Genomic DNA, 24,850 nt, shown 5'->3' with positions numbered 1-24,850 from the left:
AATGTCGAGCTGTTTTCCTTAATCCCTATTTATAACTCCGGGGGGTATTCTAGGAAAGCAAAACAGAGAGGTACTTGTTTTGCAGAATGTCAATTCGGAAAGGAGTTTTCGACAATGATGGATCTGTTAATGGTCGGAACCTTATTCATCTCATTTGGACTGGTATGGCTTCTGATAGAGTGGTGCCAGAAGCAGATAGACGCCCAAGAGTAATCCGTTAGGAGGGAACCCTATGATCGCGTTAGGAATCATTATTGTGCTGCTGGGTGGATATCTGGTCTATGCCCTGGCCCACCCCGAGCGTTTTTAAGGACACACAGGTTTAGGAGGAATTACCTATGGTACAGCTGGTACTGACAATTCTCATTTATTTGATCATTGTCATTCCGGTGGGGCGGTATCTCTATCATATCGCCGCAGGAAAGCATACCTTCGCCGACCCGGTGTTTGACCGGATGGACGGAGTGATTTACAAAATTGGCGGGATCAACCCGAAGAAAGGGATGAATTGGAAGCAATATGTGCTGGCCCTCATCGGGACCAACGCGGTGATGATTGGCATCGGCTATCTGATCCTGCGCATCCAGAGCATTTCCTTCTTCAATCCCAACGGCATTGAGGGCATGGAGCCCACCCTGTCCTTTAACACCATCATTAGTTTTATGACCAACACCAACCTGCAGCACTACTCCGGCGAGAGCGGCCTGAGCTATCTCTCCCAGATGCTGGTCATTATCTTTATGATGTTTGTTTCGGCGGCCAGCGGCTATGCCGCCTGCGTGGCCTTTATCCGCGGGCTGGTCGGACGAACGAAGGACAACGTGGGTAACTTCTTTGTGGACCTGGTGCGCATCACCACCCGTATCCTGCTCCCGTTCTCCATCGTGGGCGGCCTGCTGCTGGTGTGGCAGGGGGTGCCCCAGAACTTTAATGAGAATGTGGCGGTCAAGACCCTGGAAGGTACTTATCAGGTTATTGCCATGGGTCCCATTGCCGCCCTGGAAATCATTAAGCATTTGGGCACAAATGGCGGCGGCTTCCTGGGGGCAAACTCCAGCACCCCGTTGGAGAATCCCACGATTCTGTCTAACCTTATCGAGCTCTACTCCATGATGCTCCTGCCCGGCGCCTGCGTCATTACCTTCGGCAAGATGGTAGGCGACAGCCGAAAGGAGCACCTGGCTAAGCTGGCCCCGGACAATGCGCTGCCTGAGCATCGGGAGAGCATCACCGCCAAGATTTATGGCCGGGAGGGCCGCAGCATTTTCCTGGCGATGGGTATCCTGTTCCTGGTCGGCCTGAGCCTGTGCTGCTGGGCGGAAAGCCAAGGTAACCCCCTGCTGGCCCAGATCGGCCTGGACCAGTCCATGGGCAGCATGGAGGGCAAGGAAGTCCGCTTCGGCATTGCCCAGTCGGCCTTGTTTACCACCGTTACCACCTCCTTTACCACCGGTACCGTCAACAACATACACGATACTCTGACCCCACTGGGCGGCATGGTGCCCCTGCTGCACATGATGCTCAATGTGGTCTTTGGCGGCAAGGGCGTGGGCCTCATGAACATGATCCTGTATGCCATCCTGGCGGTGTTTATCTGTGGCCTGATGGTGGGCCGTACCCCCGAGTACCTGGGCAAGAAGATTGAGGGCCGGGAGATGAAGCTCACCGCCCTGTGCATTATCATCCACCCCTTCCTGATTCTGGTGTTTTCCGCTTTGGCAGTGGCAACTCAGGCGGGCCAGGCCGGCATTACCAATCCCGGCTTCCATGGGTTGAGCCAGGTGCTCTATGAGTACGCCTCGTCCGCCGCCAACAATGGCTCCGGGTTTGAAGGACTGGCGGACAATACTTACTTCTGGAATATGACCACCGGTCTGGCCATGTTCTTTGGCCGCTACCTGTCCATTGTTATCCAGCTGGCTATCGTTGGCTCTCTGATGAAGAAAAACTATGTCAGCGAGTCGGCCGGAACTCTTCAGACCAACACTGTTTCCTTTGCGGTCATTCTGGTCTTTGTTGTTTATATTTTTGCCGCGCTGACCTTCTTCCCGGCGCTGGCTCTGGGCCCCATTGCCGAGCATCTGACCATCTGGGGCTAAGGAGGAATGGACCATATGAGTAAAAAGCAAAACAAAAAGCTGCTGACCCCTGAGATCCTCAAGCAGGCCCTCATCGGGTCGGTAAAAAAACTGGATCCCCGGTATATGATGAAAAACCCGGTCATGTTTGTGGTTGAAATTGGATTTCTTATCACTTTACTGATGACCTTTGTTCCCACTCTGTTCGGAGGAAACGATACCAGCCTGCGTACGTATAATCTGATCGTATCTGTCATTCTGCTGGTGACCGTGCTCTTTGCAAATTTTGCAGAGTCGGTGGCCGAGGGGCGGGGCAAGGCCCAGGCGGCCAGCCTGAAGAAGACCCAAAAGGATACCGAAACCCATCGGTTGGATGCGGATGGCAACGAGACCATTGTCCCCTCCAGCCAGCTGAAAAAGGGCGATGTAGTCATGGTGGTGGCCGGAGAGGTCATCCCCGGTGACGGTGAGGTTATAGAAGGCATTGCTTCCGTAGATGAATCTGCCATTACCGGTGAGTCTGCCCCTGTGGTCCGCGAGAGCGGCGGCGACTTCTGCTCGGTGACCGGCGGCACCACCGTGGTGTCTGACTGGCTGAAGATCCGGATTACCTCTGAGCCTGGCAACAGCTTTTTGGACCGGATGATTGCCCTGGTAGAAGGCGCTTCCCGGAAGAAGACCCCCAACGAGATCGCCCTAAACACACTGCTGGTCTCTCTGACCATTATTTTCCTGATCGTCATTGTGACTCTGTACCCCATTGGTATTTACAGCGGCGTGCAGCTGCCTGTTTCCACGCTGATCGCTTTGATGGTCTGCCTGATTCCCACCACCATTGGCGGCCTGCTCTCCGCCATCGGCATTGCCGGTATGGACCGGGTGACCCGCTTTAATGTGATCGCCATGTCCGGCAAGGCGGTGGAGGCCTGCGGCGATGTGGACACCATGATCCTGGATAAGACCGGCACCATTACCTTTGGAAACCGTCTGGCGGCTGACTTCTTCCCCGTGGAGGGGGCCGCCCGCAGCGAGCTCATTCGCTGTGCGGCCCTGACCAGCCTGCACGATGAGACCCCCGAAGGCAAGTCCACGCTGGAGCTGGCCCGCCGCCTGGGTGACACCAGTGAGGAGCAGCCCGGCTCTACCTTTCTGGAGTTCACCGCCCAGACGCGCATGAGCGGTGTCGATCTGCCGGACGGTACTTGTGTCCGGAAGGGCGCTTCCGACGCCATTGAGCAATATGTCAAAGAGCGGGGAGGAGCGGTCCCTGCTGACCTGCATGCCCATGTGGAAGAAGTGTCCTCCCTGGGCGGTACTCCTCTGGTGGTGTGTGAGAACGATCAGGTGCTGGGTGTCATCTACCTGAAGGACACCGTAAAGCCCGGTATGGCAGAGCATTTTGAGCGTCTGCGAGCCATCGGCATTAAGACCATTATGTGCACCGGTGATAACCCCCTGACGGCAGCTACCATTGCCAAGGAGGCCGGTGTGGACGGCTTTATCGCAGAGTGTAAGCCTGAGGACAAGATCAGCGTCATTAAAAAAGAGCAGGCCGAGGGCAAGATCGTAGCTATGACCGGCGACGGAACCAACGATGCCCCCGCTCTGGCCCAGGCCAATGTGGGTCTGGCCATGAACTCCGGCACCACCGCTGCCAAGGAAGCCGCCAACATGGTGGATCTGGACTCCGACCCCACAAAGATCCTGGAAGTCGTTGAGATCGGCAAGCAGCTGCTCATTACCCGTGGCTCTTTGACCACCTTCTCCATTGCCAACGACATTGCTAAGTACTTTGCCATCATCCCCGCCATGTTTATGGCATCCATTCCCCAGCTGGGTGTGCTGAACATTATGCATCTGACCACAGAGTATAGCGCCATCCTGTCGGCTCTGATTTTCAACGCAATCATTATTCCCTGCCTCATCCCGCTGGCGATGAAGGGCGTCAAATACCGCCCCATGTCTTCCAGCAAGATGCTGGCCCGGAACATGATGATCTATGGGTTGGGCGGCGTGATTACGCCCTTTGTGGGAATCAAGCTGATCGACATGATCATTGCCCCGCTTCTCACTGGCCTTGTCTAAGGAGGTTTCTGTCATGAACGATACAAACAAGCAAACTGCGGTGCACTGGATTCGCCAGTCCGTGGTCGTGACGTTGATTCTTCTGCTGCTGTGCGGCTTTGTTTTCCCGGTGGTGCTCAGCGGCCTGTCTGCGGTGATGTTCCCCAGCCAGGCCAAGGGCAGTCTGGTGACTGCCGATGGGGAAGCGGTAGGCGCTGCAAACGTGGGCCAGGACTTTACCGAGCCCTATTTTATGAAGTGCCGTCCTTCCGCCTGCCAGTACAATACCTATTATGAGGATGAGGAAGGCAGCCAGTTCTACAATGACGGCAGCGAGTTTGCCGGTCTTGCTTCCGGCAACAACAACTATGCCCCCTCTAACCCCGCCCTGACGGAGCGGGTAGAGGCTGACATTGAGGAGTTTCTGGCTGCCAATCCCGGCGTGAGCCGGGAGGATATTCCTGCCGACCTGATGACCGCCTCCGGCTCCGGCCTGGACCCCCATGTCTCTCCCGAGAGCGCCCAGATCCAGATCCCTGCCCTGGCCGAGGCCTCCGGTCTGAGCGAGGAGGAGCTCAGTCAGATTGTGGCGGACAATACCACTGGTAAGCTGCTGGGTGTTTTCGGGGAAGAAACCGTCAATGTGCTGGGTGTGAACCTGGACATTGCAAAGGCCATGGGTCTGGTAAGCCAGACAACAAAATAAGGAGCGTTCTCCCGATTTTTTGGAGACAAGCAAACCGATCACCGGCCTGCCTGTGTGTTTCAGGCAGGCCGATGGTCGTTTATTGATTCTTAATTTCATACATGCAATCTTTTTCCCGGTTTTAGTTTCTGCACGTTATGATAGTGCCGCGAGGAGGGAAGAGATATGGTTGCGTTTCTCAAGCGCGTCTCTCATTTTGAAAAGCAAATGGATGCTTCAATGGAACGGTTTATGTTCCGTCACAGAGTTTGGGGCTTTTGCATGATGTTCATCGGCATGCCCATCCTTACGTTGGCCGCGGTGTGTACCTGTACCATCGTTCTTGTCTTTCCCATGGCGCTGATATGCGGGTGGATTTAATGGAACCGGATGGTTCAAACGCGTTTTGTCAGATCAATATTGGGGACAAAGGCGGCGTCTTAATGCCGTCTTAATATATGCCTTCATACGTTAATACCTCCTTTAGACAATGCGTAGATAATAAGAGCATAAAGAGGAGATAAAGACGTATTAAGAGGTGGAGGCTTATGTGGCAGCTTTTACATAAAAACAATAAGTCCCCGTTCCGGATTATTATATTTGGCTTTCTGCTGGTCATTTTAATGGGAAGTTTTCTTCTCATGCTCCCGGTATCAACAAAAGCGGGGGAGTGTACCTCCTTTTTAGATGCGCTGTTCACTGCAACGTCGGCCGTTTGCGTGACCGGATTGGTGATCCATGATACCGCCACCTATTGGTCCAATTTCGGGCAGTCCGTCATTATTCTGCTGATCCAGATTGGCGGGCTGGGCGTGATTACGGTGGCGGGTGCGTTTTCGATTCTCTCGGGCAGAAAGATCGGACTGATGCAGCGCAGCACCATGCAGGAAGCGATTGCGGCGCCAAACGTGGGGGGAATCGTACGGCGGACCGGGTTTATTCTAAAAACGGCCCTGGCGGTGGAGCTGTTCGGCGCAGTGCTGCTCTTCCCGGTGTTTTTTCGTGAGTTTGGGCTTTTAAAGGGCGCGTGGTATTCGCTCTTTCATTCCATTTCCGCCTTTTGCAATGCAGGCTTTGACTTAATGGGGATAAAAGCTCCCTTTTCGTCCCTGACGGATTATGCGGACAATCCAGTCATCTCCATTGTGATCGCGCTGCTCATCGCCATTGGCGGCATTGGCTTTTTGACCTGGGAAGATATCCGGACAAACGGCCTGCATTTTCACAAGTATCGCATGCAGAGCAAAGTCATTCTTACGGTGACGGGCGCTTTGATTCTGATTCCCACCATCTATTTTTTCCTGTTTGAGTTCAACCAGGCACCCATGGGGGAGCGGGTCCTGTTATCTTTCTTTCAGGCCGTCACACCAAGGACCGCTGGGTTTAATACCGCAGATTTGACCTTGCTGAGCGAGACCGGACAGTTTGTCATCATCATTCTCATGCTGATCGGCGGCTCTCCCGGTTCCACCGCAGGCGGTATGAAAACAACTACATTGGCGGTCCTGCTGGCCAACACCCTGGCGGTGTTCCGGCGCAGAGAACATCCGGGCTTTTTTAACCGCCGGGTATCAAGTGAAGTGGTGTCTCAGGCATCCACCATTTTGATCATGTACTTAGTGCTGTTTTTAACCGCCGGACTGGTCATCAGCCGGGTGGAGGACCTGCCCGTTCTCGCCTGTTTGTTTGAGACGGCATCGGCAATTGGTACCGTGGGACTTTCCCTGGGCATCACCCCACAGCTCAGCTGTATTTCCCATCTGCTTCTGATCACACTCATGTTTTTTGGACGCGTGGGAGGTCTGACCTTGATTTTTGCAGCCCTGTCTCATGTACAGGGCAACAGCGCCAGACTTCCTCAGGAACGGATTACCGTAGGATAACGGTGGAATGGAGGAGTTATGAAAACAATTTTATTGATTGGCTTAGGCCGCTTTGGACGCCATATTGCGATGAAGTTGAATGAACTGAATCATCAGGTCATGGTGGTGGACAAGGATGAAGAACGGGTCAATGCGGTTCTTCCCTTCGTCACCAATGCTCAGATTGGAGACAGCACCAGCGAGGAGTTCCTTACGGCCATTGGGGTCCGCAATTTTGATGTGTGCATTGTAGCCATTGGAGATAACTTCCAGAGTTCTCTGGAGACGGCATCCCTCTTAAAGGAATTGGGAGCTAAAAAGGTGGTGGCCAGGGCGGCCCGGGATGTACAGGCAAAATTCCTGCTGCGCAATGGAGCGGATGAAGTCGTATATCCCGAAAAGCAGATGGCCATTTGGACCGCGATTCGTCACAGCTCCGACCATATTTATGATTATATTGCCCTGGGAGACGACCATGCCATCTTTGAAATTGAAGTTCCAAGCAACTGGGTGGGAAAGACCATTGGACAGCTGGATGTCAGAAGACGATACAATGTGAACATTATGGCGGTAAAGCAGAACGGAAAGTTTGCCATGACGGTGATCAAACCCGACACCTTCTTGCCCGAGCACAGTACGATTTTGGTTTTGGGAACCCAGCGTGATATTCAGAAATGTTTCCACATATAACAGCTGCCCGCATTGGGAGAGGAAGTGGCATCTATGAACGCATTTGTAGAAGGTCTGGTTTTGATTGGCGGATTTTTGGCGGTTGCGGCGTATGGCTATTACGCCATTTCCAAGCTGGAGGACGTTCTAAATCACAACAGCGCGTATCTGGAAGCAGAATATGATCAGAAGGAACAACAGGATGATCTAAACATTGCAGCTGCCAACCTTTGTACCATGCAGGTGGGGGCTCAGGTATTAAAAGATATGAAAAACCAACACCCCAATCTGCATTGTACCTTTTCCATGGGGGAGGAACCGGAGCTGCTGCATGCTTTGCGTACGGGAAACGTGGATGTGGTCATCATGCACTCCAAAGCAGAAAATGACAAAGCGGTCCGGCAGCAGAAGGTCATGCTTCAAGCGCAGTCCTTTACCAACGAAGATGGGGTAACCATTACTCCCATTGACACAACCCTCCAAAGTCAGTTCGTTGTCTGGAAGAACCAGGACCACTGTCCTTTTACCACGGAATTTGTTCAGAAACTTTGCGGACGGGGAGCGTAGCATTATGCTATAATAATTCAGCGTGAAAGGAGGGACTGCAATGGCCGCGGAGAAACAAATGGAGGATCGGGCAAAACAGCAGGGAAAGCTTACCATTTTTGCCAGCTATTTTTCCGGCGCGGGAAAAAGCTACGCAATGCTGAAGGCGGCGGAAAGGGCCAAGGAGGCTGGCGTCGATGTTGTGATTGGCCTGAGTCCCTCGGAGCAGTGGCCTGAAACCAGAGAATTGGTAGCGCTATTTGAGAAAATACCCGGTAAAACAGAGCGGCCGGACGGGCGGACAGATGATGAAATTAACCTGGATGCATGCCTGAAGCGGCTGCCGCAGCTCATGGTGGTCGATGAGCTCTCCCACAGAAACGGGGACAATTCCCGCCATTGGAAACGCTATCAGGACATAGAGGAGCTGCTGAAGGCGGGCGTGGATGTTTATACCACCCTGGATATTCAGCATATCGAAAGTATCCAGGATTCTGTGGTCTCCATCCTGAACGCTCCTGTTTTGGAACGGATTCCCGATCGCGTGTTTGACCGGGCGGCGCAGGTGGAATTTATTGATATTGAGCCGGAACGGCTGCAGCAGAGGCTGCTTCAGCACAAGAAGGGGGCGCTGCTTTCCAGCTGCTCGTTATCCCAATTAAGCGCCCTTCGGGAAATCGGTTTGCGCCGCTGCGCCGATCGGGCCGCTATGTACACCCAGGCAAATCACAGCCAGACCGGGTACCGCACCCATGAGCATATTCTGGTGTGCCTGTCCTCCGCTCCCTCCAATGAGAAAATCATCCGTACAGCAGCCCGAATGGCAGGTGCTTTTCGGTGCGGCTTTACGGCGTTATTTGTTGAAACAAAGGACTTTCAGTGGATCACTCCAGCGGATAAAGAGCGGCTTCAGGCCAACATTCATCTGGCACAGCAATTGGGGGCGGTCATCGAGACGGTTTATGGCGATGATGTGGCGTATCAGATTGCGGAGTTTTCCCGTTTGTCGGGCGTCACAAAGATCGTACTGGGCCGCAGTGGAGTGCCGCGCCCCTGGCTGGGGAAAGCGTCCTTAACGGAACGCCTGATTGAGCTTACCCCTGAGCTGGATATCCATATCATCCCCGATAATGGGTCAAACAAGCATTTTTCCTCCAAGCATTGGGAGATCATGCACATGCCGGCCATATCCGTGCTTGATCTCTTGAAGAGTATTTCCATTCTGATCCTGACGACTGTAATCGGATTTTTATTTTACAACTGGGGCTTTACGGAGGCCAACATTATTACCCTCTACATTTTAGGGGGGATGCTGGTTTCTGTGTCTACAAAAAGTTCAATCTGCAGCTTTATTGCCTCTATTGTCAGCGTGTTGACGTTTAACTTCTTCTTTACGGAGCCCAGGTTTTCTCTGCACGCCTATGACAGCGGATATCCGGTTACCTTTCTGATCATGTTCCTGGCTTCCCTGATTACGGGTTCGCTGGCCTCGAGACTGAAGTCCCACGCCAAGCGCTCTGCTCAGGTGGCATGGCGTACCAAGCTTCTGTTTGAAACGGACCAGAACCTCCAAAAGGCACGAAGCCAAGAAGAAATCATTTCGGTTACAGCAAGGCAGCTGCTGAAGATCTTTCAGCGGGACATCGTTGCATACCGCGTTCAACAAGACGAGTTGGTGGGACCGGAAATCTTTGTGTTGGATCAGAGCACGCCCACGGACAGCTACACCACACAAAAGGAGCAGGAGGTAGCAAAGTGGGTGCTTACCAATAATAAACGGGCGGGAGCGGGAACGGAGACCCTTTCCGACGCCTGCTGCACCTATCTGTCGGTCCGTACGGGCAAGCAAGTGTATGGAGTCGTAGGAATTGCGGCCTTGGATAAGCCGCTGGATTCCTTTGAAACGAGTATTCTTTTCTCCGTGTTGGGAGAATGCGCCCTTGCCCTGGAAAATCAGAAGAATCTGGAGGAAAAGGAAGCGGCCGCTGTATTGGCAAAAAATGAGCAGCTTCGCGCCAATTTGCTGCGTTCGATTTCTCACGATCTGCGTACGCCGCTTACTTCCATTTCGGGGAATGCCAGCAATCTGCTTTCCAACGGAACTTTGTTTGATGAGAAGACAAAGGAAGAGATGTATACCGATATTTATGATGACGCCATGTGGCTCATCAATCTGGTGGAAAATCTGTTGTCCGTCAGCCGTCTGGAAGACGGGCGGATGAACCTGCGCATATCCACGGAGCTGATGGATGAGATTGTTGCGGAAGCGCTTCGGCATATCAATCGGAAAAGCGTAGAATACCAGATCAATGTGCAAAGCAGCGAAGAATACCTCCTGGTACAGGTCGATGCCAAGCTGATTATTCAGGTCATCATCAATATTGTGGACAATGCAATCAAGTATACGCCGCCAGGGTCTGAAATCGACATTGGGTGGCGGAAACAGGGAAACTTTATTTATGTTTCCGTGGCTGACAACGGTCCGGGAATTTCGGACCAGGCCAAGCCTCATATTTTTGATATGTTTTACAGTGCGGCCAATCCGATTGCCGACAGCCGCCGCAGTATGGGGCTGGGATTGGCGCTGTGTAAATCCATTGTCAACGCACATGGGGGAGAAATTAACGTAACGGATCATTTGCCTCATGGCTGCGTCTTTACATTTTCTGTACCCGCCGGGGAGGTAGAGCTGCATGAATAAACCATTGATTTTAGTGGTTGAGGACGATACACCGGTTCGCAACCTGATTACGACCACATTAAGAGCCCACGATTACCGGTTTTTGACCGCGGCAAACGGAGAATCGGCTGTTCTGGAAGCGTCCTCTCATAATCCGGATATCATTTTGTTGGATCTTGGGCTGCCGGATATAGACGGGGTGGAGGTCATTCACAAAGTCCGCTCCTGGTCGAATTTGCCCATCATTGTGATCAGTGCCCGGAGTGAAGATACCGATAAGATTGAAGCATTGGATGCCGGCGCAGATGATTATCTGACAAAGCCCTTTTCCGTGGAAGAATTACTGGCCCGGCTCCGCGTGACACAGAGGCGGTTAACCGCGCTTCAGGTTGGAGCGGCAAATACAGAAGCGATCTTTACGAACGGGAAGCTGAAGGTGGACTACGCGGCAGGATGTGCATTCCTGGATGGTCAGGAGCTCCACTTGACCCCCAGCGAGTATAAGCTGCTGTGCCTGATGTGCAAAAATGTGGGAAAGGTGCTGACACATACCTTTATCACACAGCAGATCTGGGGCCGAAGCTGGGAAAATGATGTTGCCTCGCTTCGTGTGTTTATGGCAACGCTGCGAAAGAAGCTGGAAAAAGAACCTGGCTCACCCCAGTATATTCAAACCCACATTGGGGTTGGATATCGCATGATGAAAGTGGAGTAGTTCGATAGGGAAGAGATTTACGAATTACCAAAGCGTCTCTGGACTTGGTGGTCCCATTCACTAAGCGTCTAAAATGTCTGTCCCTTCTCTTTGAGAACCCTGCGCTAAAATATTATAGTCAAGATGAAGAAGAACACCTGTATTTTGACCGCTTGAACATGGGACATGCTTTCCCTATTTTGACCACACAACCATCCACAGATACAGTTGGAACAACCGGAAATCCTGCGTCTAAAAAGTGCCGAAAAGCAATTTGCTCGGGATAGAAATGCCTATAAACTACGCAAAAGATTAGAAAAATTAAAATTTTTGCGTTGGTAAGGATGAGGTCGGCAGTTCGAATCTGCCTAGCAGCTCCAAAAAGCCTTGAAAACTTTGGTTTTCAAGGCTTTTTTGTTGCAATTTTTGTTTTTTTAGTGTAGCTCAAAATGTGGGTCAGTTGGTTGACCCACACGCAGAAAGAGCTAAAGAGTGCCGGACGGGAAGGCTGCGCTTCCCGCCCGGCTTTTTCTCTCTGCCTTACATGACCTGTGCCATGAAGCTGCCCATAGTGGCTGCTGCCTCGTCCTGTTTCTGCCGTGTGGCGTGGGTATAGGTGCGGAGGGTGAACCCGGCATCATAGTGGCCCAGCATGGAGGACACCGTCTTTACATCCACGCCGTTCTGGAGGGCTGTGGTGGCGAAGGTGTGCCGCAGATCGTGAAAGCGGATGTGGGGCAGTCCTGCGTCCTTTAGGATCTTCTTATGGAGGTTGACCACCGAATCCGGGTGGTATAGTTCTCCAGTGATCGGGGAGGGGAACAGGTAAGGGTTGTCCGGATGCTTGTTATGTTCCTGGATCAGCAGGTCTACCGCGGTTTGCGGGATGGACACCAGGCGGACGGAGTTCTCCGTCTTGGGTCGGGTGAGCTCCAGGGAGCCATCCGGGTTTCGGACATACTGTTTGCTGACCGAGATGGTTTTGTTCTGAATGTCCACATCGTCCCACCGCAGGGCCACCAGTTCGCCTTTTCGCAGGCCACTGACCAATTCCAGATAGAACATGGGGAGCAGGTCTCTGGCCTTGGCTGCCTCCAGATAGGCATGCATGTCTTCAGAGGGAAGAATCTGCATTTCGATCTTGCGAGGCTTTGGAGCGATGCAATCTTCAGTGGGATTCCTGGGGATGAGCCGTTCCTTCACCGCCCGTTCCAGAGCCGCATGGAGCATCAGGTGGACGCTGCGGACGGTGGTGGTACTCAGTCCCTTTGCTTTTCCTTTTCCAACATGTATTCTGCCGTCCTCCAATAACTCCTTGTAGAGCTTTTGCAGGTGCCGGGTGGTCAGCTTCTTTAGTTTGATACTGCCAATCCGGGGAATGGTGTAGCGCTCGATGATGAGTTCATACCGATTTGCCGTGGCGGTGCGGACATTTGGCTTGGCGTAGAGTTCGTACCAGGTGCGCAGCCATGTGGCTACGGTGTATTCTTCGGTGCGGCTCACATCCAGCCCCTGGCACTCCTCCAGAGCCTTTTTCAGTTTTTCCTTGACCTCCGCTTGGGTCTTGCCCAGCACATTCTTGATAATGCGCTTGCCGGTTTTGGCATCGTACCCGGCGGTGTATCGCCCTTCCCAGCGGCCGTCCTTCCGTTTTCTGATGCTGCCCTCTCCATTAGCCCGTTTCTTTGCCACGAGGCGTCACCTCCTGTTCTGCTGCCTTGCAGGCCCGCTGTTCTTGTTCGCAATCGAAAGAGTACAGACCGTCAGCCTCCAATTCTTTTGCAATGCCCCAGGCCAGCTTAAAGCCTGCAATAAAGCTGGCCAGAGAGGTTTTCTCCCGCAGCAGGTTTTGTGCATCCACCAGCTGCATCAATTTGCGCCGCTGCGGCTTGTCCAGGCAGTCCCGCACCTCCTGCCGGGTCTGTTCCATTTCTTTCTCCAGCTCTGCAAAGTCCGGCTCCCGGAAGAACCGCTGGTGCAGGGCAGTCATGTAGTCGTTCACTGTGCCTCGCCTCCTATTCAGTGACACAACATAGCACAGAGAAACGAGAATAGCCAGGGCAAACGGGCAGAGTTATCAGATCAGTAACAATTTAGAGCTGGTCAGTGTTCGGAGGACGATATCTTTGATAACAGCGTACTGTTTGTGGAAGGCTTTTTATTTTTGTTTAGGCGACGCAAATTTTGAGGGGGAAGGACTGCACTTGCTCTTTCAGAATTTGCATCAAAAATAGGCCTCATCCCCGTCGTGAACCCCGACAAGCGCCTGATACGGCGGGCTTTTCTGAACACAAGATCCCCGCCATGCCCCCAGGGCCCCAAACATGATCCCCGCCCTTAAAATCCCGCAACCCCTTGTCCCGCCCCGCGTTGCGGGGCGGTGTGATTTGGCCGGGGGTAGCCTGCGACCCCCGGCCTTTATCCTGCACAAAAATCGTACCCTCGGTTCATATCGGCATAGCCCCATATCTGTCCTCCGTCGCAAGCGGCAAAGCGTACCCATTCCTTAGCATTTCCTTGCCGCTTTCTGGCCGCTGCGCTGAGGGCGCAGGGCGGTTTTGCCGCACAGACGCGGCACGAAGCCGAATGACCTTCGGTGGGGCACGGATGCCCCCTCGCCTCTGCTTGCGGCACACAGCCCCTTACACGGCCAAACAGGGCGGAGAAACGGCGTTGCAGAAAAATAGCAGGACAAATCTTGCCCGAATGGAAGCTTTATGCTATAATGGGGTGTATTTTACGAAAAGGAGCGAGACACCAATGAAATATCTGGCGGCGCTTATGGTGCTTTGTGCGATGGCACTTTCTCTGAGCGGCTGCAACGGGACACCTTCCGTTGAAAGCCAGACTCCGCCCCAGTTTTCTCAGATGGACGAAACATCTTCCCGTGCCGAAGGGGGTGCGTCCCTTTCCCAGGAAATGGATTCCTCGTCCGCGCCGGATGCCAGCGATTTGGTTGCTTCTGGGCAATCTGAGCAGGCCCAGCAGCCCTCTGACCCGTCCCAGCCGGACGCCGGAAGCGCTGATTCTTCCAAGCAGCCGCCTCAGAAGCAGTCTGCGGCGGCTGCTTCGGTGGAAGCTTATTTTGACAATACACTGTTTGTTGGCGACTCGATTATGGAGGGCATCCGTCAGTATGTCATGGGACAGCGGGAGAGTAACGCCTGTCTGGGCGAGGCGAAGTTTTTAACCACTACGATCGGGATCTCCCTGGCCGACCTGGTGGGGGAACGAGAGGCGGGAATTGCGTACAGCTACAAGGGCAGCGAGATGTCCTTGGAGGAGATTGTGACGGATATGAAGCCGCAGCGGATTTTCCTGCTGCTGGGCCTGAACGACCTGTCCACCGTGGAGAAAGAGCCCAGCAGCCAGGCGGTTGTAGACCGGTATGCTCGGCTGATCCAGAACCTGAAGGCCTGCTTACCCGATGCTCAGGTAGTGGTTATCACCAATCCGCCCAAAATTAATTCCTCCTGGCTGCCTGACTATGCAATAAACCGCAGCTTTAACAATCAGCTTATCGGGGAATTTTGTGACGGTTTGAAGGCCATGTGTCAAACAGAGAACGTTCCCGTCCTTGATGCCCATGGGCTGCTGGAGGATGAATCAGGCGCCCTGCCGGAAGCGTTCTGTCGGGATGGGTACGTTCACTTGAACAATGCGGGCTCCAAGATTGTGGTGGATGCCCTCTATGACTTTGCCAGGGAACAGAGTATGTGAATGGGGGAATTGTGATGAGACGACGCTGTCTGCTGACACTCTGGGTGTTGATGCTGCTGTTTGTATCCGCTTGCGGGTCAGGGGAAACGGTTTCCCCCGACCCGCAGGAGCTGTTTGCCACCATGGAGGAGCAGCTTTCGCTGCCTGAACTGGTGGACATGACCGACGAGTATCTGGAGATGGGAGTGGGGATCCAGGCATCTTTCTATGACAGCGCAGTCTATTATCTGCCGGAGGACGGGACCCTGCCGGACGAGATCGCCATTATCCGAGCGGTGGACAGCCAGCAGGCGGATGCCATTCAGAGTGCGCTGGAGGAACGGCTGGCCTATAAGGAAAAATCCGCCCAAATGTACCTGACCGAAAACATGTCGGTCATTCAGCAGGGAGTGATACGGCGCGACGGGCTGACCATCTCCCTCATCGTGTCTGAGCAGGTGGAGGAAATTGAGGATTTGTTTGACTCCATGAATGCGTGAATCCTTCAGACCCGGAGCGGGAAAAGGTTTGATTTTACAGCTATAATAATCCATGATACATGAAAGCAGCTGCCTGAAACTGATTTTTACTGGTTCAGGCAGCTGTTTTTTGTTTTACCCTTCTTAAACCCGCACGCTGGCGCGGGTGGGAAATTATGGCTTAAATATAGCTTGAATATAGCTTAATATCTGGGTATAATCAAAGAGTGTCTGTGTCGTATCGCCGGGGAGACACCGACGGAAATACGAAGTAGAGGAAAGGGAGTTCAAGCAGTGGAAAAATGGTTGAAGCGCATCCTTGCTGCAGCACTAATGGTATCGTGTTTGACAGGCTCAGTGTTTGCGGCAGGCACGGGAGGAAACGCCGAGCAATTTTGGCAGGAAAATGGGGACCGGCTGCTGTCACAGGGCATCTTCCAGTACGGTGAGCGTCCGTTTCGGGAGGGACTGATGCCCGCATTGGTGAAGGAGCAGTGGAACTACATCAACGAACAGGGCGAGGTCGTGGACCTGAACCGTGGGCGCTTTTTGTATGTGTTTGACTTCTTTGAAGGCCTGGCGGCGGTCATGGATAAGGACACCATGAAGGTGGGCTATATTGATACCACCGGAAAGCTGGTGATCCCCTGTCAGTATTACGCCTATGATTCCATGGGCGGCGTGTATGTGGGATATTTCCACAATGGTAAGGCTACCGTGTTCACGGACGGCAGCTTTGCCGCCACCGAGTACGGCGGATCCACCGTCAAGGGTGCACAGGTGGCGGAGATCAATAAAAGCGGCAGCAAGAGCAGCGCGCGCACATGGAGCAGCGACGAACTGACCAGACTATACCTGATTGGCGATAACGGCTATATGCCCGATGGGGTAGAGGAGCAGCCGTCCTCTCCGCTTAAAATTGAATTTGAAGACGACTATTTCCTGTCGGATTTCGGGCCGCTGTACAGCCTGACTGTTACCAACACGTCCAGCCAGCCGGTGCAGGGGGCGTATTCCCTGCTGGTCTACGAGCCGGAAGCGATTTGCTGGGCCTGTACCCGGGGAAAGGCGTATTATGAAAAATATCTGGGGATGGAAAACTATGTGCATCGGGATGATGTGCAGGCGAGGGTATTCCCTATCGATCTCGATCTGGCGGCGGGCGAGAGCAAAACCTTCTCCATGCGCTTTCAGGGGATCTGTTTCTTGTCGGACTGCCGGTTTATCTGGGTGGAATATGACAATGCAGCGGAGCGTGAAACCTATTTGACCAGCGATGCGCTGTCTGAGGATGTCTATCACAGCGGGGAAACCACAGGGCCGGTTTGGGGCTACGGAGTGGAAGACCAATCCTTCCTGACGGCATACCCCTACAACCTGACGTTTGCACCGCTGACGCACAAGGATACATAAGGAGAGACGGGAATGAAAAAGAAGCTTTCAATTCTGCTGAGCCTGGCGTTTGTGGTTGGCATCTGCTGTGTGCCGGCCATGGCCATCAAGAGCGTGACACAGTATGAGCCGGAGGATATTCTTTCCGAAGAACAGATTCAGCGAGAGCAAGTTTCCGGTTGGGCCAAAGATGTGGTGAACACGGCAAAGGCTCTGGGTATGATTCCGGCGTTTACCGACAATCCGGCGTTCACCGGCACGATCACAAGAGAGCAGTTTGCGGAGCTTGTGGTAAAGATGGTGGAGACGGTGCTGGGAGAAGAGATGGAGGCCGCCTCCCCGGATACATTTTCCGATACCACCAACCCCGCCGTACTGAAGGCCTGTCAGGCTGGAATTATTGCCGGCGTGGGCGATGGGAAATTTGCGCCCAAGCTGAGCACCAACCGCGAACAGATTGCAACCATGATTGATCGCGCGGCACAGTATCTCTCCGCGAAGCTGGGAGAAAACCTGACTCCCAACGTTGGAAACATGGAAGTGTTTTCGGATCGGGGGGACATTTCCATCTGGGCCGCAGCAAGTATGGCTGCACTGGTGGGGAACGGCATTATGTCCGGCACTTCCGCTACCACCATCTCTCCCAAAGACACTTGTACGGTAGAACAGAGTATCCTTATGGTCTATCGCGTTTACGAAAAAGCATAAACATACTGACACGGCAGAAGGACGGACATTCCTGAACGGGGACTCCGTCCTTCTTTGTTTTTCAAAGAGTCAAATGATCCGGTGCATACAAGGCTATCAAAATAAACTATGGAGTCTCATTTACGGAAAACCTCCCGCATTGTGAGTTTGACCCACACGCTGACCCACACAGGGAAACGAACGGATGGAAACAACGGAGTAAAGAGTGCCGCCGACCTCGTCCTTTGGAGCAAAAATGGCTGGAAAGCATTGAAAAGCAAGGGCTGGAAGGCCCCCAATCAGTTGGTAAGGATGAGGTCGGCAGTTTGAATCTGCCCAGCGGCTCCAAAAATCCTCGAGAACTTCGGTTTTCGAGGATTTTTTTGTTGTCATGTTGCCTGTGTGCACTATGCAGCGGCAGGGCGACTGCTGATCCCCACCATAGTTCACATTTGTATAAGGTATGCCCCCCAGAAGGCTTGCCTTACTCCTGAAGAACCGGAGAGCGCACGAAACAGAAAACCATTCTGTTCCGTGCGCTTTTTTGCTGCTTTTGGTGGGAATTAGGCGGAAGCGGCGGGGCTTCCATAGCGCTATTTAAAAATATACTTGGGCTTTTTTTTAATTACCGCTATAATAAACTTAATACCGGAGAGGAGGGAACCAGATGTTGGACACCACAAGCAAGCTGTTTCACAGACTGCGGGGCCGGGAGAGCGGGAGAGAGCTCTTACGGGGGGCGCAAAGAGCGCCTACCTGCGCACAGCTGCTGTCCAGGCTGATCGAGGGGGCTGGGATCTCGGCCACGGAGTGGATGGCTGCCGCGGATGTGAGCAAGTCCTATGGCTATCAGATTCTGCGGGGCGAGCGGATACCGGGCCGGGACATTCTGCTGCGCACGGCTCTAGCCCTACATCTGTCCCTAAAAGACACCCAGCGGCTGCTGGCGGTGGGGGACTGTGGGGCCCTCTATCCAAGAGTACGCAGGGATGCCGCGATTATTTTCGCATTGAATCAAAACATGACGCTGCTGGAGACGGAAGAGCTGCTGAATTCCCTCCCCGAGCGGGGCCTCTATGCCAGGGAGAACTGACATGGGGATGAAGGAACAATTTTTGCGGGAGTATCAGACCAAGGTGCTGGATGCGCAGTTGCTGCCTCCCTGCCTGAGTGCTCAGTACAGCCTCCAGGCCTGCCTGAAAGACGGGGAGCGGCAGGTGTATCTGGTCCATGACCGGGCTGGATGGCCTGCGGTTTTGAAAATCCAGCCGGCTGGACGGGAGGACACGCTGAAGCAGGAGTATGAGCTGCTGCGGGGACTGCGGCACCCCCAGCTGCCCAGGCCCATGGCTTATTTGGAATGGGAGGGAAGGGAGTATCTGATCCGGGAGTATGTAGAGGGAGTCAGCCTTTATGAGCAGGTGATGTCCCAAGGCCCCCTTTCCCGGGAAAAGGTGCGGGCGGCGGCGCTGTCCCTGTGCCAGGTGCTGAGTTATCTGCACCGCCAAAATCCACCGGTCATCTGCCGGGATGTGAAGCCCCAAAATGTGGTTATGGACCCAGCCGGCCGGTGTCATCTCATTGACCTGGGGGCCGCCCGGCGCTACCGGCCGGAGCAGCAGGGGGACACGGTGTTTTTGGGTACTCAGGTCACCGCTCCGCCGGAGCAGTTTGGCTATCAGCAGACCGATCAGCGCTCCGACCTTTACAGCCTGGGGATCCTGATGCGCTTTTTACTCACCGGCAGCTTTGAACCCTCCAAACAGCACAGCGGTCCTGACTATCTGACCCGGGTGATCCGCCGCTGCACCGCCTTTGACCCCAAAAACCGCTATGCATCCGTTGGGGCGGTATATCGGGCGCTGAAATACCCCCGGCTGGGGCTTGCGGCAGGGGCGGCCGGAGGCATACTGTGCGCGGCCATTCTCCTGCTGCTTTTGTGGACCCCGGCGGGGGAAGCACAGGTCCAGTCCTCCCTGCTGGAGGACGCGCTGCGCCAGGAGCTGCAGCTGGAGGCGGGCGAACCCATTCCCACCCAGCGGCTTGGGGAGGTGGAGCAGCTGCTGGTGTGCGGACAGGAACTGGTGGACACCATCCATGAGCATGAGGAAATGGTCAATTGGGCCCACGATCTTTATATGGAGGAGCGGGCCCATGGGGATATCAGCGATGAGGATCTGGCGCTGCTGGAGCAGTGTGTCAATTTAAAGGTGCTTATTCTGGACTATCAGCAGATTTCCGACCTGACCTCTCTGGCCCAGCTGCCCCTGGAGTACCTGAGCCTCACGGGAAATGAGGTATCCGATCTCAGCCCCCTGTCCGGGCTGACCCGGCTCCAGGTGCTGGATTTGGGGGAAAACCCCGTGCGTTCTATACAGGTGCTGGAAGAATTGCCCAAGCTGCGGGAGGTGACCCTGGAGGCCACGGGAATCACCTCGGTGGAGGTGTTTGCAGGCAGTGAGCTTCAGTCTCTCAATGTGCGCACCACCTGGGTGACGGACTATACCCCCCTGGAGACCTGTCCCAACCTCACCCAGCTGATCACCGGCAGCATGCCGGAGGGGGCGGCCCAGACCCTGGGTGGACTGACCAATTTGGAGCAGCTGCGGCTTTATTCCACCAAGGGTGTGGACCTGGCCCTGCTGACAAAGCTGCAGAGGCTGCAGGAGCTGGATTTGTGCGGCTGCACCCTGAAACATCCGGAGGCGCTGGCCGCCTTCCCCGGCCTGAGGGCCCTGAATCTGGGGGAGACCGGCCTTACGGAAGTGTCCTTCCTGCCGGAACTGCCGGTTTTGGTGGAAGTGATTTTGAAGGACAATCCCATTCGCGACTTTACCCCCCTGCTGGACTGCCCCTGGCTGGAGCGGCTGATTTTGAGTCAGCAGCATCAGGACCAAGCCCAGGAGCAGCTGGCACAGGCGCCCTTTGAGATGGTGTTTGAATAGGAAACAGTACGCAGACTGCGCACCAATTTTTCCTCCGGACATGGTATGCTGAAGAAAATCTCAGCTGTGGCTGACCATGAAGGAGGAAGAAACAATGAAACGAAACAAATGGATTGCCCTCTGCCTTGCCGGTTGTCTGGCGCTGGCGCTGACCGCCTGCGGCAGCCAGACCACGCCGGGGACCAGCAGCTCAGGGGAGAACTCGGGCAGCGGCGCCGGCAGCAGCGCTGACCCAGGCGCCGTGAGCTCCGCCCAGAGCAGCGCCTCCTCCCAGGAGGAGCAGGAGACCCTGGTGGAATACGCCGTGGAGGGCCTGGGCACCTTCCAACTGCCCGAGGGCTTCGCCATGGAATCCGGTGAGATCACCGAGCCCCTGCCCAACCGCTATGCCATCTTCCAGAAGGACGGCTACTACATTCAGGCCAACCGCTTTGGCGCGGAGGCCTATGAGATGGCGGGCGCGGCGCTGCCCGCCGACCTGGAGGAATATTCCACCCGCAGCGGCGTCCAGAACTCCGTGCCCGAGGGGACGGTGTTTAACTACGACGAGTACGGAAATTACGCCGCCCAGTTCACCCAGGAGGATGGCCAGCTGTGCTACTATGTGCTGCTCCAGGGGGAGGAGTCTTTCGGCAGCATCTATCTCACTGCGCCCCAGGAGCTGTTTGACGGGGACACCGCCGCTTTGTGGCTCAGCGCTTCCAGTCTGGAATAACGGATTTATACTTGCAGAAGGGGAGAGATGAAACGGATGTGGAAGCGGATGCTTGCCGCCGCAATCACTGCGGCGTTTCTGATTCCGGCTTCGGGCTGCTCTGGACAGGCGGGGCCCCAGGAAGGGGGCTCCGCGGGCGAGGCGGGGAATGGCTGGACATTTCCCACAGGCGCCGCTCCCGAGACAGAGTATGAGCGGGCATTCTGGTACGGCTTTGGGGAGGAGCCGGAGCGGGACCGTGAGGCGGTTATCACCGAGCGGGAGATGGTGGATCTGCTGACGGCGGTCATTGCCGCCAGCGGCGGGGATGTGGACGGATGGAGTGAGCTGACCGCAGGGGCCTCGGAGGAAGAAATCTACCGGGACTACGGGGCCATGCTCCTGCTCTACGCCGCTGAGCGGATGGACGCTACCGAATTCACCGACGGCTTTGCCCCCTATCTCATCGGCGGCCGGACGGACGAGGACTGGGACGCCTTCGGTACCGACATCCGGGGCGGCTATGCCCTCTTTGAGGAGGGGGAGGAGCAGTGGGACCGCACCTGCGATTCCATCTCCAGCCAGATGGAAGACGGGCAGGAGCTGAACTATCTCAACGCCAGTCAGAACTATGCCATCAGCCGCCTGTCCCTGGTCACCGGCGCGCCGCTGCTGGATTTCTCCTATGATACCTTCACAATGAACCTCACGGAGCCGTTGACCTATGAGGCTGGGGCGGTGGCGGCGGTGCGGCTGTTTGAGAGCCGCCCGGAGACCGCGGCTCAGTTCCCCGAGGACCAGGCGGTCACCGCTCGGGCGGAGGAGCTCCTTCAGGAGGGGCAGGCCCGGCGGGACGCCATTCTCACCAGCGAAACGAAGATTGTGAAGAGCGACACCTTTGTCCCCGGCGAGACCTATACGGGGACAGCCTATTACCTTTCCAATGACGGCGACGACGGTGCCGACGGCACCAGTCCCGAGACCGCCTGGGCCACCATTGACCGGCTCAATCAGGCGGAGCTGAACTACGGCGACGCGGTGTTCTTCCGCCGGGGCGACGTGTGGCGGGCCGTCCAGGTGTACACCCGGCCCGGCGTGACCTACTCCGCCTACGGCGAAGGGGAGAAGCCGAGGCTGTACGGCTCGGTGGAAAACGGCGGGGGAGAGGACAAGTGGTCCTTGTGGTACGAGGGGGACGACGGCAGCAAAATCTGGGTCTACTACCGCCCCATGCTGGACTGCGGGTCCATTGCCTTAGGTGAAAATCTGGCGGCGGAAAAAGTCCAGCCCTTCTGGAACGGGGAGACCTATCAGGTTCTGTCCAATCTGTGGCTCACCGACCAGACGGAGCAGGCCGCGGAGGAGCAGGCCGCTCTGCCGGAATTTGACCCCGCCGTACACCTGACGGAGGATCTGACCTTCTTCTCCCAGGCCAGCAACGGTCTTCCCGACACCCTGCCCATCTATCTGCTGGGCTGGGTGGACACCGGCGGGAGGGAGCAGTACTGCCTCACCGCCGATGGGCCGCTGTATCTCCGCTGCGACCAGGGTAACCCCGGCGAGCTCTATCCCGATCTGGAGTTTCTCTCCCCCTATGCGCCCTTTGACGGTGTGCAGGACGATGTGGTCATCGACAACCTCTCCGTGCTCTACACGGGGCGAAACATCCTCTCCGTAGCGCCCGAGTGCCAGGGCGTCCTGGTGCAGAACTGCGAGCTGGGCTGGGGCGGAGGATGCAGCGCCTCCTACGCCCTGGACACCATCACCGGCTATGCGGCCGGTGTCCAGCGCAACGGCGGTGTGGGCGGAGCCAGCTCCAGCCACAATACCTTCCGAAACAACTATGTCCACGAGACCTACCAGGAGGGGCTGGGGTTGGAGACCGCCATCGAGTTCAGTGGCCGGACCTTTGACGTGACCGACGTGGTGGTGGAAGGAAACGTGTTTTACCACTGTTCCGCCGCCATGCTGTACTTTAACTGGGACGAGGAGGCCAACCCGGACCACCAGTTCCGCAACATCAGTTTCCGGGACAACTATGTCTTTTACAGTGCCATGAGCAATTGGACCGATAATGGCGAGGAGGTACACGGCTATACCACAGGCTCCTTTACCATTGACGGAGGACCCAATATGCAGGACGGCACCGTGGAGGTGCGGGACAATGTGTTTTTTGCCGCGGGGGAGTGTCTGGTGTATATCCGGACCTATGTGCCCGAGTACCTGCCGGACTTTGAAGGAAACTGCTATGCTCAGTTCTCCGACCGTGTGTTCCTCTCCAGTGTCTCCGCCCCTTGCTACTGGAGTGAAAACGTCGCGGAGGGCGTGGTTGACATGCTGGGTGACAGCAGCGGAGAAGTGCTGAGCCTCTCCAGAGAGCGGTGGGGCGACGCAAACTGGTAACGAACCAGGATGGAGCGGGGGATTCCCCCGGCGCTCCCTTTTGCCCCAGAGATGCACAGGACAGTACCATCTGCCCCGCAGACATAAAAGCCTCGGGAGCTTCGGCTCCCGAGGCTTTTTGCTGCCCGAAGGAGGCGCTTTGCACCGGAACATGCGGTTGGGGGCAGGAAAAGGAAACCTGATGTTGGCCAGAGACGGGCCTGAGTGCGGCAAAAAAATATTTTGCCGGATAAAACCGATGGCCCCGCTGCCGGCACTATATGACAGAAAGGGAGGTGGAGCGCTTGCGTTTTTGTGGGGACCTTTGTAAAATAATAAGAAAAGAGGCTCCTTTCTCATGAGATACATTCCCTTCTTCCAATTCCTCCGCCTCTGTCTTCTGATGGACGCGGAGGAGCATCCAATGCCCCAGGGGATGACAAAACAGATAGAAAGGTCGAGAAATTGGGATGGAACAGGAAAATCTGACCACATTGATCCAGCGCGCCCGGGAGGGGGATCCGGATGCCCAGGATGCTCTGGTGCGGAAGGCCCAGAATAGGGTCTATTACCACTGCAAAAAGATGCTGAACAAGGAGGAGGACGCCCAGGACGCCGTCCAGGATGTGCTGATCACCATGATCACCAGCCTGGACAAGCTGCGGGAGCCTGCCGCCTTCTGGGGCTGGGTGAACGGCATTACCGCCAACCGCTGCCGCCACCTGCTGTCCGCCCCCCACAAGGAGTGGCAGATCCCCGAGGACGAGGAAGGCAACTCCATGCTGGATGCCATGGAGAACCTGGACGAGACGCTGGTGCCGGAAAAGGCGCTGGACAACGAGGAGACCCGCCGCATGATTCTGGGTCTGGTGGACGGCCTGTCCCCGGAGCAGCGCATGTGCGTGCTGTTCTATTATTACGACGAAATGAGCGTCAAAGACATTGCCCAGGCCATGGACACCAGCGAGGGCACGGTGAAGAGCCGCCTCAATTACGCCCGAAAGGCCATCCGCGCCGGTGTGGAGGAGTACGAGCGCAAGGGCATCAAGCTCTACAGCGTCAGCCCCATTCTGCTGCTGGTGTATTTCCTGCGGCAGGAGGCAGCTGCCTCCGTCCTGGAAGGTGCGGCGGCTTCCGCCATGGCCGGACAGGTTATGGCCCAGGCGGGGAGCGCCGCCCTGGCAGGGGCCACCGCCATGGGCACCGGAAGCGGAGCGGCCGCCGGTACCGTGGGAGGCAGTACCGCCGCCGGAGCCGCGGCCGGAAGCGCCGCAGCCGCCGGTACAGCGGGAGG

The 24,850-nt window shown here is 55.4% G+C and carries 20 protein-coding genes; 18 read left to right on the top strand and 2 right to left on the bottom strand.

Going from position 1 to position 24,850, the window contains the following annotated elements; genetic code table 11:
- Positions 1–338: 338 nt before the first annotated feature.
- The 9 genes from DWX58_RS14880 to DWX58_RS14840 all read left to right on the top strand — a co-directional run bounded on the left by DWX58_RS14880 (position 339) and on the right by DWX58_RS14840 (position 11,299).
- Complete coding sequence (locus DWX58_RS14880; protein WP_118645335.1) at positions 339–2,099, top strand: potassium-transporting ATPase subunit KdpA; 1,761 nt, start codon at positions 339–341, stop codon at positions 2,097–2,099.
- A 15-nt stretch (positions 2,100–2,114) separates the two neighbouring features.
- Positions 2,115–4,163 carry a potassium-transporting ATPase subunit KdpB gene (gene kdpB / locus DWX58_RS14875; protein WP_118645332.1) on the top strand — a complete coding sequence of 683 codons (2,049 nt, stop codon included), beginning with the start codon at positions 2,115–2,117 and terminating at the stop codon, positions 4,161–4,163.
- A gap of 13 nt (positions 4,164–4,176) precedes the next feature.
- Complete coding sequence (kdpC, locus tag DWX58_RS14870) at positions 4,177–4,848, top strand: potassium-transporting ATPase subunit KdpC (RefSeq protein WP_118645329.1); 672 nt, start codon at positions 4,177–4,179, stop codon at positions 4,846–4,848.
- Between the two features lie 165 nt (positions 4,849–5,013).
- On the top strand, positions 5,014–5,208 hold the full coding sequence (locus tag DWX58_RS14865; RefSeq protein ID WP_118645326.1) for a hypothetical protein: 195 nt from the start codon (positions 5,014–5,016) through the stop codon (positions 5,206–5,208).
- 167 nt (positions 5,209–5,375) lie between these two features.
- The gene (locus DWX58_RS14860; protein WP_118645323.1) at positions 5,376–6,710 is read left to right on the top strand and encodes a potassium transporter TrkG; all 1,335 of its coding nucleotides are present in this window, start codon (positions 5,376–5,378) and stop codon (positions 6,708–6,710) included.
- 18 nt (positions 6,711–6,728) lie between these two features.
- Complete coding sequence (locus tag DWX58_RS14855; protein WP_118645320.1) at positions 6,729–7,379, top strand: TrkA family potassium uptake protein; 651 nt, start codon at positions 6,729–6,731, stop codon at positions 7,377–7,379.
- Between the two features lie 33 nt (positions 7,380–7,412).
- Positions 7,413–7,925, top strand: a complete 513-nt coding sequence (locus tag DWX58_RS14850) for a LysR substrate-binding domain-containing protein (RefSeq protein ID WP_118645317.1) — start codon at positions 7,413–7,415, stop codon at positions 7,923–7,925.
- Positions 7,926–7,965: 40 nt separating this feature from the next.
- Complete coding sequence (locus DWX58_RS14845) at positions 7,966–10,605, top strand: sensor histidine kinase KdpD (protein WP_118645314.1); 2,640 nt, start codon at positions 7,966–7,968, stop codon at positions 10,603–10,605.
- The gene (locus tag DWX58_RS14840) at positions 10,598–11,299 is read left to right on the top strand and encodes a response regulator transcription factor (protein WP_118645311.1); all 702 of its coding nucleotides are present in this window, start codon (positions 10,598–10,600) and stop codon (positions 11,297–11,299) included. The genes DWX58_RS14845 and DWX58_RS14840 overlap by 8 nt, the downstream gene beginning before the upstream one ends.
- A gap of 519 nt (positions 11,300–11,818) precedes the next feature.
- Here the strand turns inward: DWX58_RS14840 and DWX58_RS14835 are convergent.
- Positions 11,819–12,970 carry a site-specific integrase gene (locus DWX58_RS14835; protein WP_118645308.1) on the bottom strand — a complete coding sequence of 384 codons (1,152 nt, stop codon included), beginning with the start codon at positions 12,968–12,970 and terminating at the stop codon, positions 11,819–11,821.
- On the bottom strand, positions 12,951–13,280 hold the full coding sequence (locus DWX58_RS14830; RefSeq protein WP_118645305.1) for a DUF6809 family protein: 330 nt from the start codon (positions 13,278–13,280) through the stop codon (positions 12,951–12,953). Before DWX58_RS14830 ends, DWX58_RS14835 begins: the two co-directional genes overlap by 20 nt.
- Positions 13,281–14,038: 758 nt before the next feature.
- On the opposite strand from DWX58_RS14830, the gene DWX58_RS14825 reads away from it, so the two are divergent.
- The 9 genes from DWX58_RS14825 to DWX58_RS14785 form a co-directional block, all read left to right on the top strand.
- Entirely contained in the window at positions 14,039–14,998 is a 960-nt protein-coding gene (locus DWX58_RS14825; protein ID WP_158579309.1) for an SGNH/GDSL hydrolase family protein, read from the top strand.
- 14 nt (positions 14,999–15,012) lie between these two features.
- Positions 15,013–15,477, top strand: a complete 465-nt coding sequence (locus tag DWX58_RS14820) for a DUF4358 domain-containing protein (RefSeq protein WP_118645299.1) — start codon at positions 15,013–15,015, stop codon at positions 15,475–15,477.
- A gap of 324 nt (positions 15,478–15,801) precedes the next feature.
- Positions 15,802–16,869: a WG repeat-containing protein gene (locus DWX58_RS14815; RefSeq protein ID WP_243093563.1), complete on the top strand. Its 1,068-nt coding sequence runs from the start codon at positions 15,802–15,804 to the stop codon at positions 16,867–16,869.
- 12 nt (positions 16,870–16,881) lie between these two features.
- The gene (locus DWX58_RS14810) at positions 16,882–17,556 is read left to right on the top strand and encodes an S-layer homology domain-containing protein (RefSeq protein WP_118645294.1); all 675 of its coding nucleotides are present in this window, start codon (positions 16,882–16,884) and stop codon (positions 17,554–17,556) included.
- Between the two features lie 646 nt (positions 17,557–18,202).
- Positions 18,203–18,628, top strand: coding sequence for a hypothetical protein (locus tag DWX58_RS14805; protein WP_118645291.1), 426 nt, complete (start codon positions 18,203–18,205; stop codon positions 18,626–18,628).
- A gap of 7 nt (positions 18,629–18,635) precedes the next feature.
- Positions 18,636–20,480, top strand: coding sequence for a leucine-rich repeat domain-containing protein (locus tag DWX58_RS14800; protein ID WP_158579308.1), 1,845 nt, complete (start codon positions 18,636–18,638; stop codon positions 20,478–20,480).
- Positions 20,481–20,574: 94 nt separating this feature from the next.
- Positions 20,575–21,195: a hypothetical protein gene (locus DWX58_RS14795; protein WP_118645285.1), complete on the top strand. Its 621-nt coding sequence runs from the start codon at positions 20,575–20,577 to the stop codon at positions 21,193–21,195.
- 27 nt (positions 21,196–21,222) lie between these two features.
- On the top strand, positions 21,223–23,577 hold the full coding sequence (locus tag DWX58_RS14790) for a right-handed parallel beta-helix repeat-containing protein (protein ID WP_118645282.1): 2,355 nt from the start codon (positions 21,223–21,225) through the stop codon (positions 23,575–23,577).
- Positions 23,578–24,026: 449 nt separating this feature from the next.
- Positions 24,027–24,850 (top strand): sigma-70 family RNA polymerase sigma factor (locus DWX58_RS14785; RefSeq protein ID WP_147382283.1); only part of this gene is annotated, 824 nt, incomplete at its 3' end.

Source organism: Pseudoflavonifractor sp. AF19-9AC (assembly GCF_003478995.1).
GTDB lineage: Bacteria > Bacillota > Clostridia > Oscillospirales > Oscillospiraceae > Lawsonibacter.
This window is presented reverse-complemented; position numbering and strand designations above follow the sequence as displayed.

Bases quoted from the DNA above. Each gene is read 5' to 3' on its own strand.
- DWX58_RS14880 (WP_118645335.1), top strand. From the start codon at position 339: ATGGTACAGCTGGTACTGACAATTCTCATTTATTTGATCATTGTCATT.
- kdpB (WP_118645332.1), top strand. From the start codon at position 2,115: ATGAGTAAAAAGCAAAACAAAAAGCTGCTGACCCCTGAGATCCTCAAG.
- kdpC (WP_118645329.1), top strand. From the start codon at position 4,177: ATGAACGATACAAACAAGCAAACTGCGGTGCACTGGATTCGCCAGTCC.
- DWX58_RS14865 (WP_118645326.1), top strand. From the start codon at position 5,014: ATGGTTGCGTTTCTCAAGCGCGTCTCTCATTTTGAAAAGCAAATGGAT.
- DWX58_RS14860 (WP_118645323.1), top strand. From the start codon at position 5,376: ATGTGGCAGCTTTTACATAAAAACAATAAGTCCCCGTTCCGGATTATT.
- DWX58_RS14855 (WP_118645320.1), top strand. From the start codon at position 6,729: ATGAAAACAATTTTATTGATTGGCTTAGGCCGCTTTGGACGCCATATT.
- DWX58_RS14850 (WP_118645317.1), top strand. From the start codon at position 7,413: ATGAACGCATTTGTAGAAGGTCTGGTTTTGATTGGCGGATTTTTGGCG.
- DWX58_RS14845 (WP_118645314.1), top strand. From the start codon at position 7,966: ATGGCCGCGGAGAAACAAATGGAGGATCGGGCAAAACAGCAGGGAAAG.
- DWX58_RS14840 (WP_118645311.1), top strand. From the start codon at position 10,598: ATGAATAAACCATTGATTTTAGTGGTTGAGGACGATACACCGGTTCGC.
- DWX58_RS14825 (WP_158579309.1), top strand. From the start codon at position 14,039: ATGAAATATCTGGCGGCGCTTATGGTGCTTTGTGCGATGGCACTTTCT.
- DWX58_RS14820 (WP_118645299.1), top strand. From the start codon at position 15,013: ATGAGACGACGCTGTCTGCTGACACTCTGGGTGTTGATGCTGCTGTTT.
- DWX58_RS14810 (WP_118645294.1), top strand. From the start codon at position 16,882: ATGAAAAAGAAGCTTTCAATTCTGCTGAGCCTGGCGTTTGTGGTTGGC.
- DWX58_RS14805 (WP_118645291.1), top strand. From the start codon at position 18,203: ATGTTGGACACCACAAGCAAGCTGTTTCACAGACTGCGGGGCCGGGAG.
- DWX58_RS14800 (WP_158579308.1), top strand. From the start codon at position 18,636: ATGAAGGAACAATTTTTGCGGGAGTATCAGACCAAGGTGCTGGATGCG.
- DWX58_RS14795 (WP_118645285.1), top strand. From the start codon at position 20,575: ATGAAACGAAACAAATGGATTGCCCTCTGCCTTGCCGGTTGTCTGGCG.
- DWX58_RS14790 (WP_118645282.1), top strand. From the start codon at position 21,223: ATGAAACGGATGTGGAAGCGGATGCTTGCCGCCGCAATCACTGCGGCG.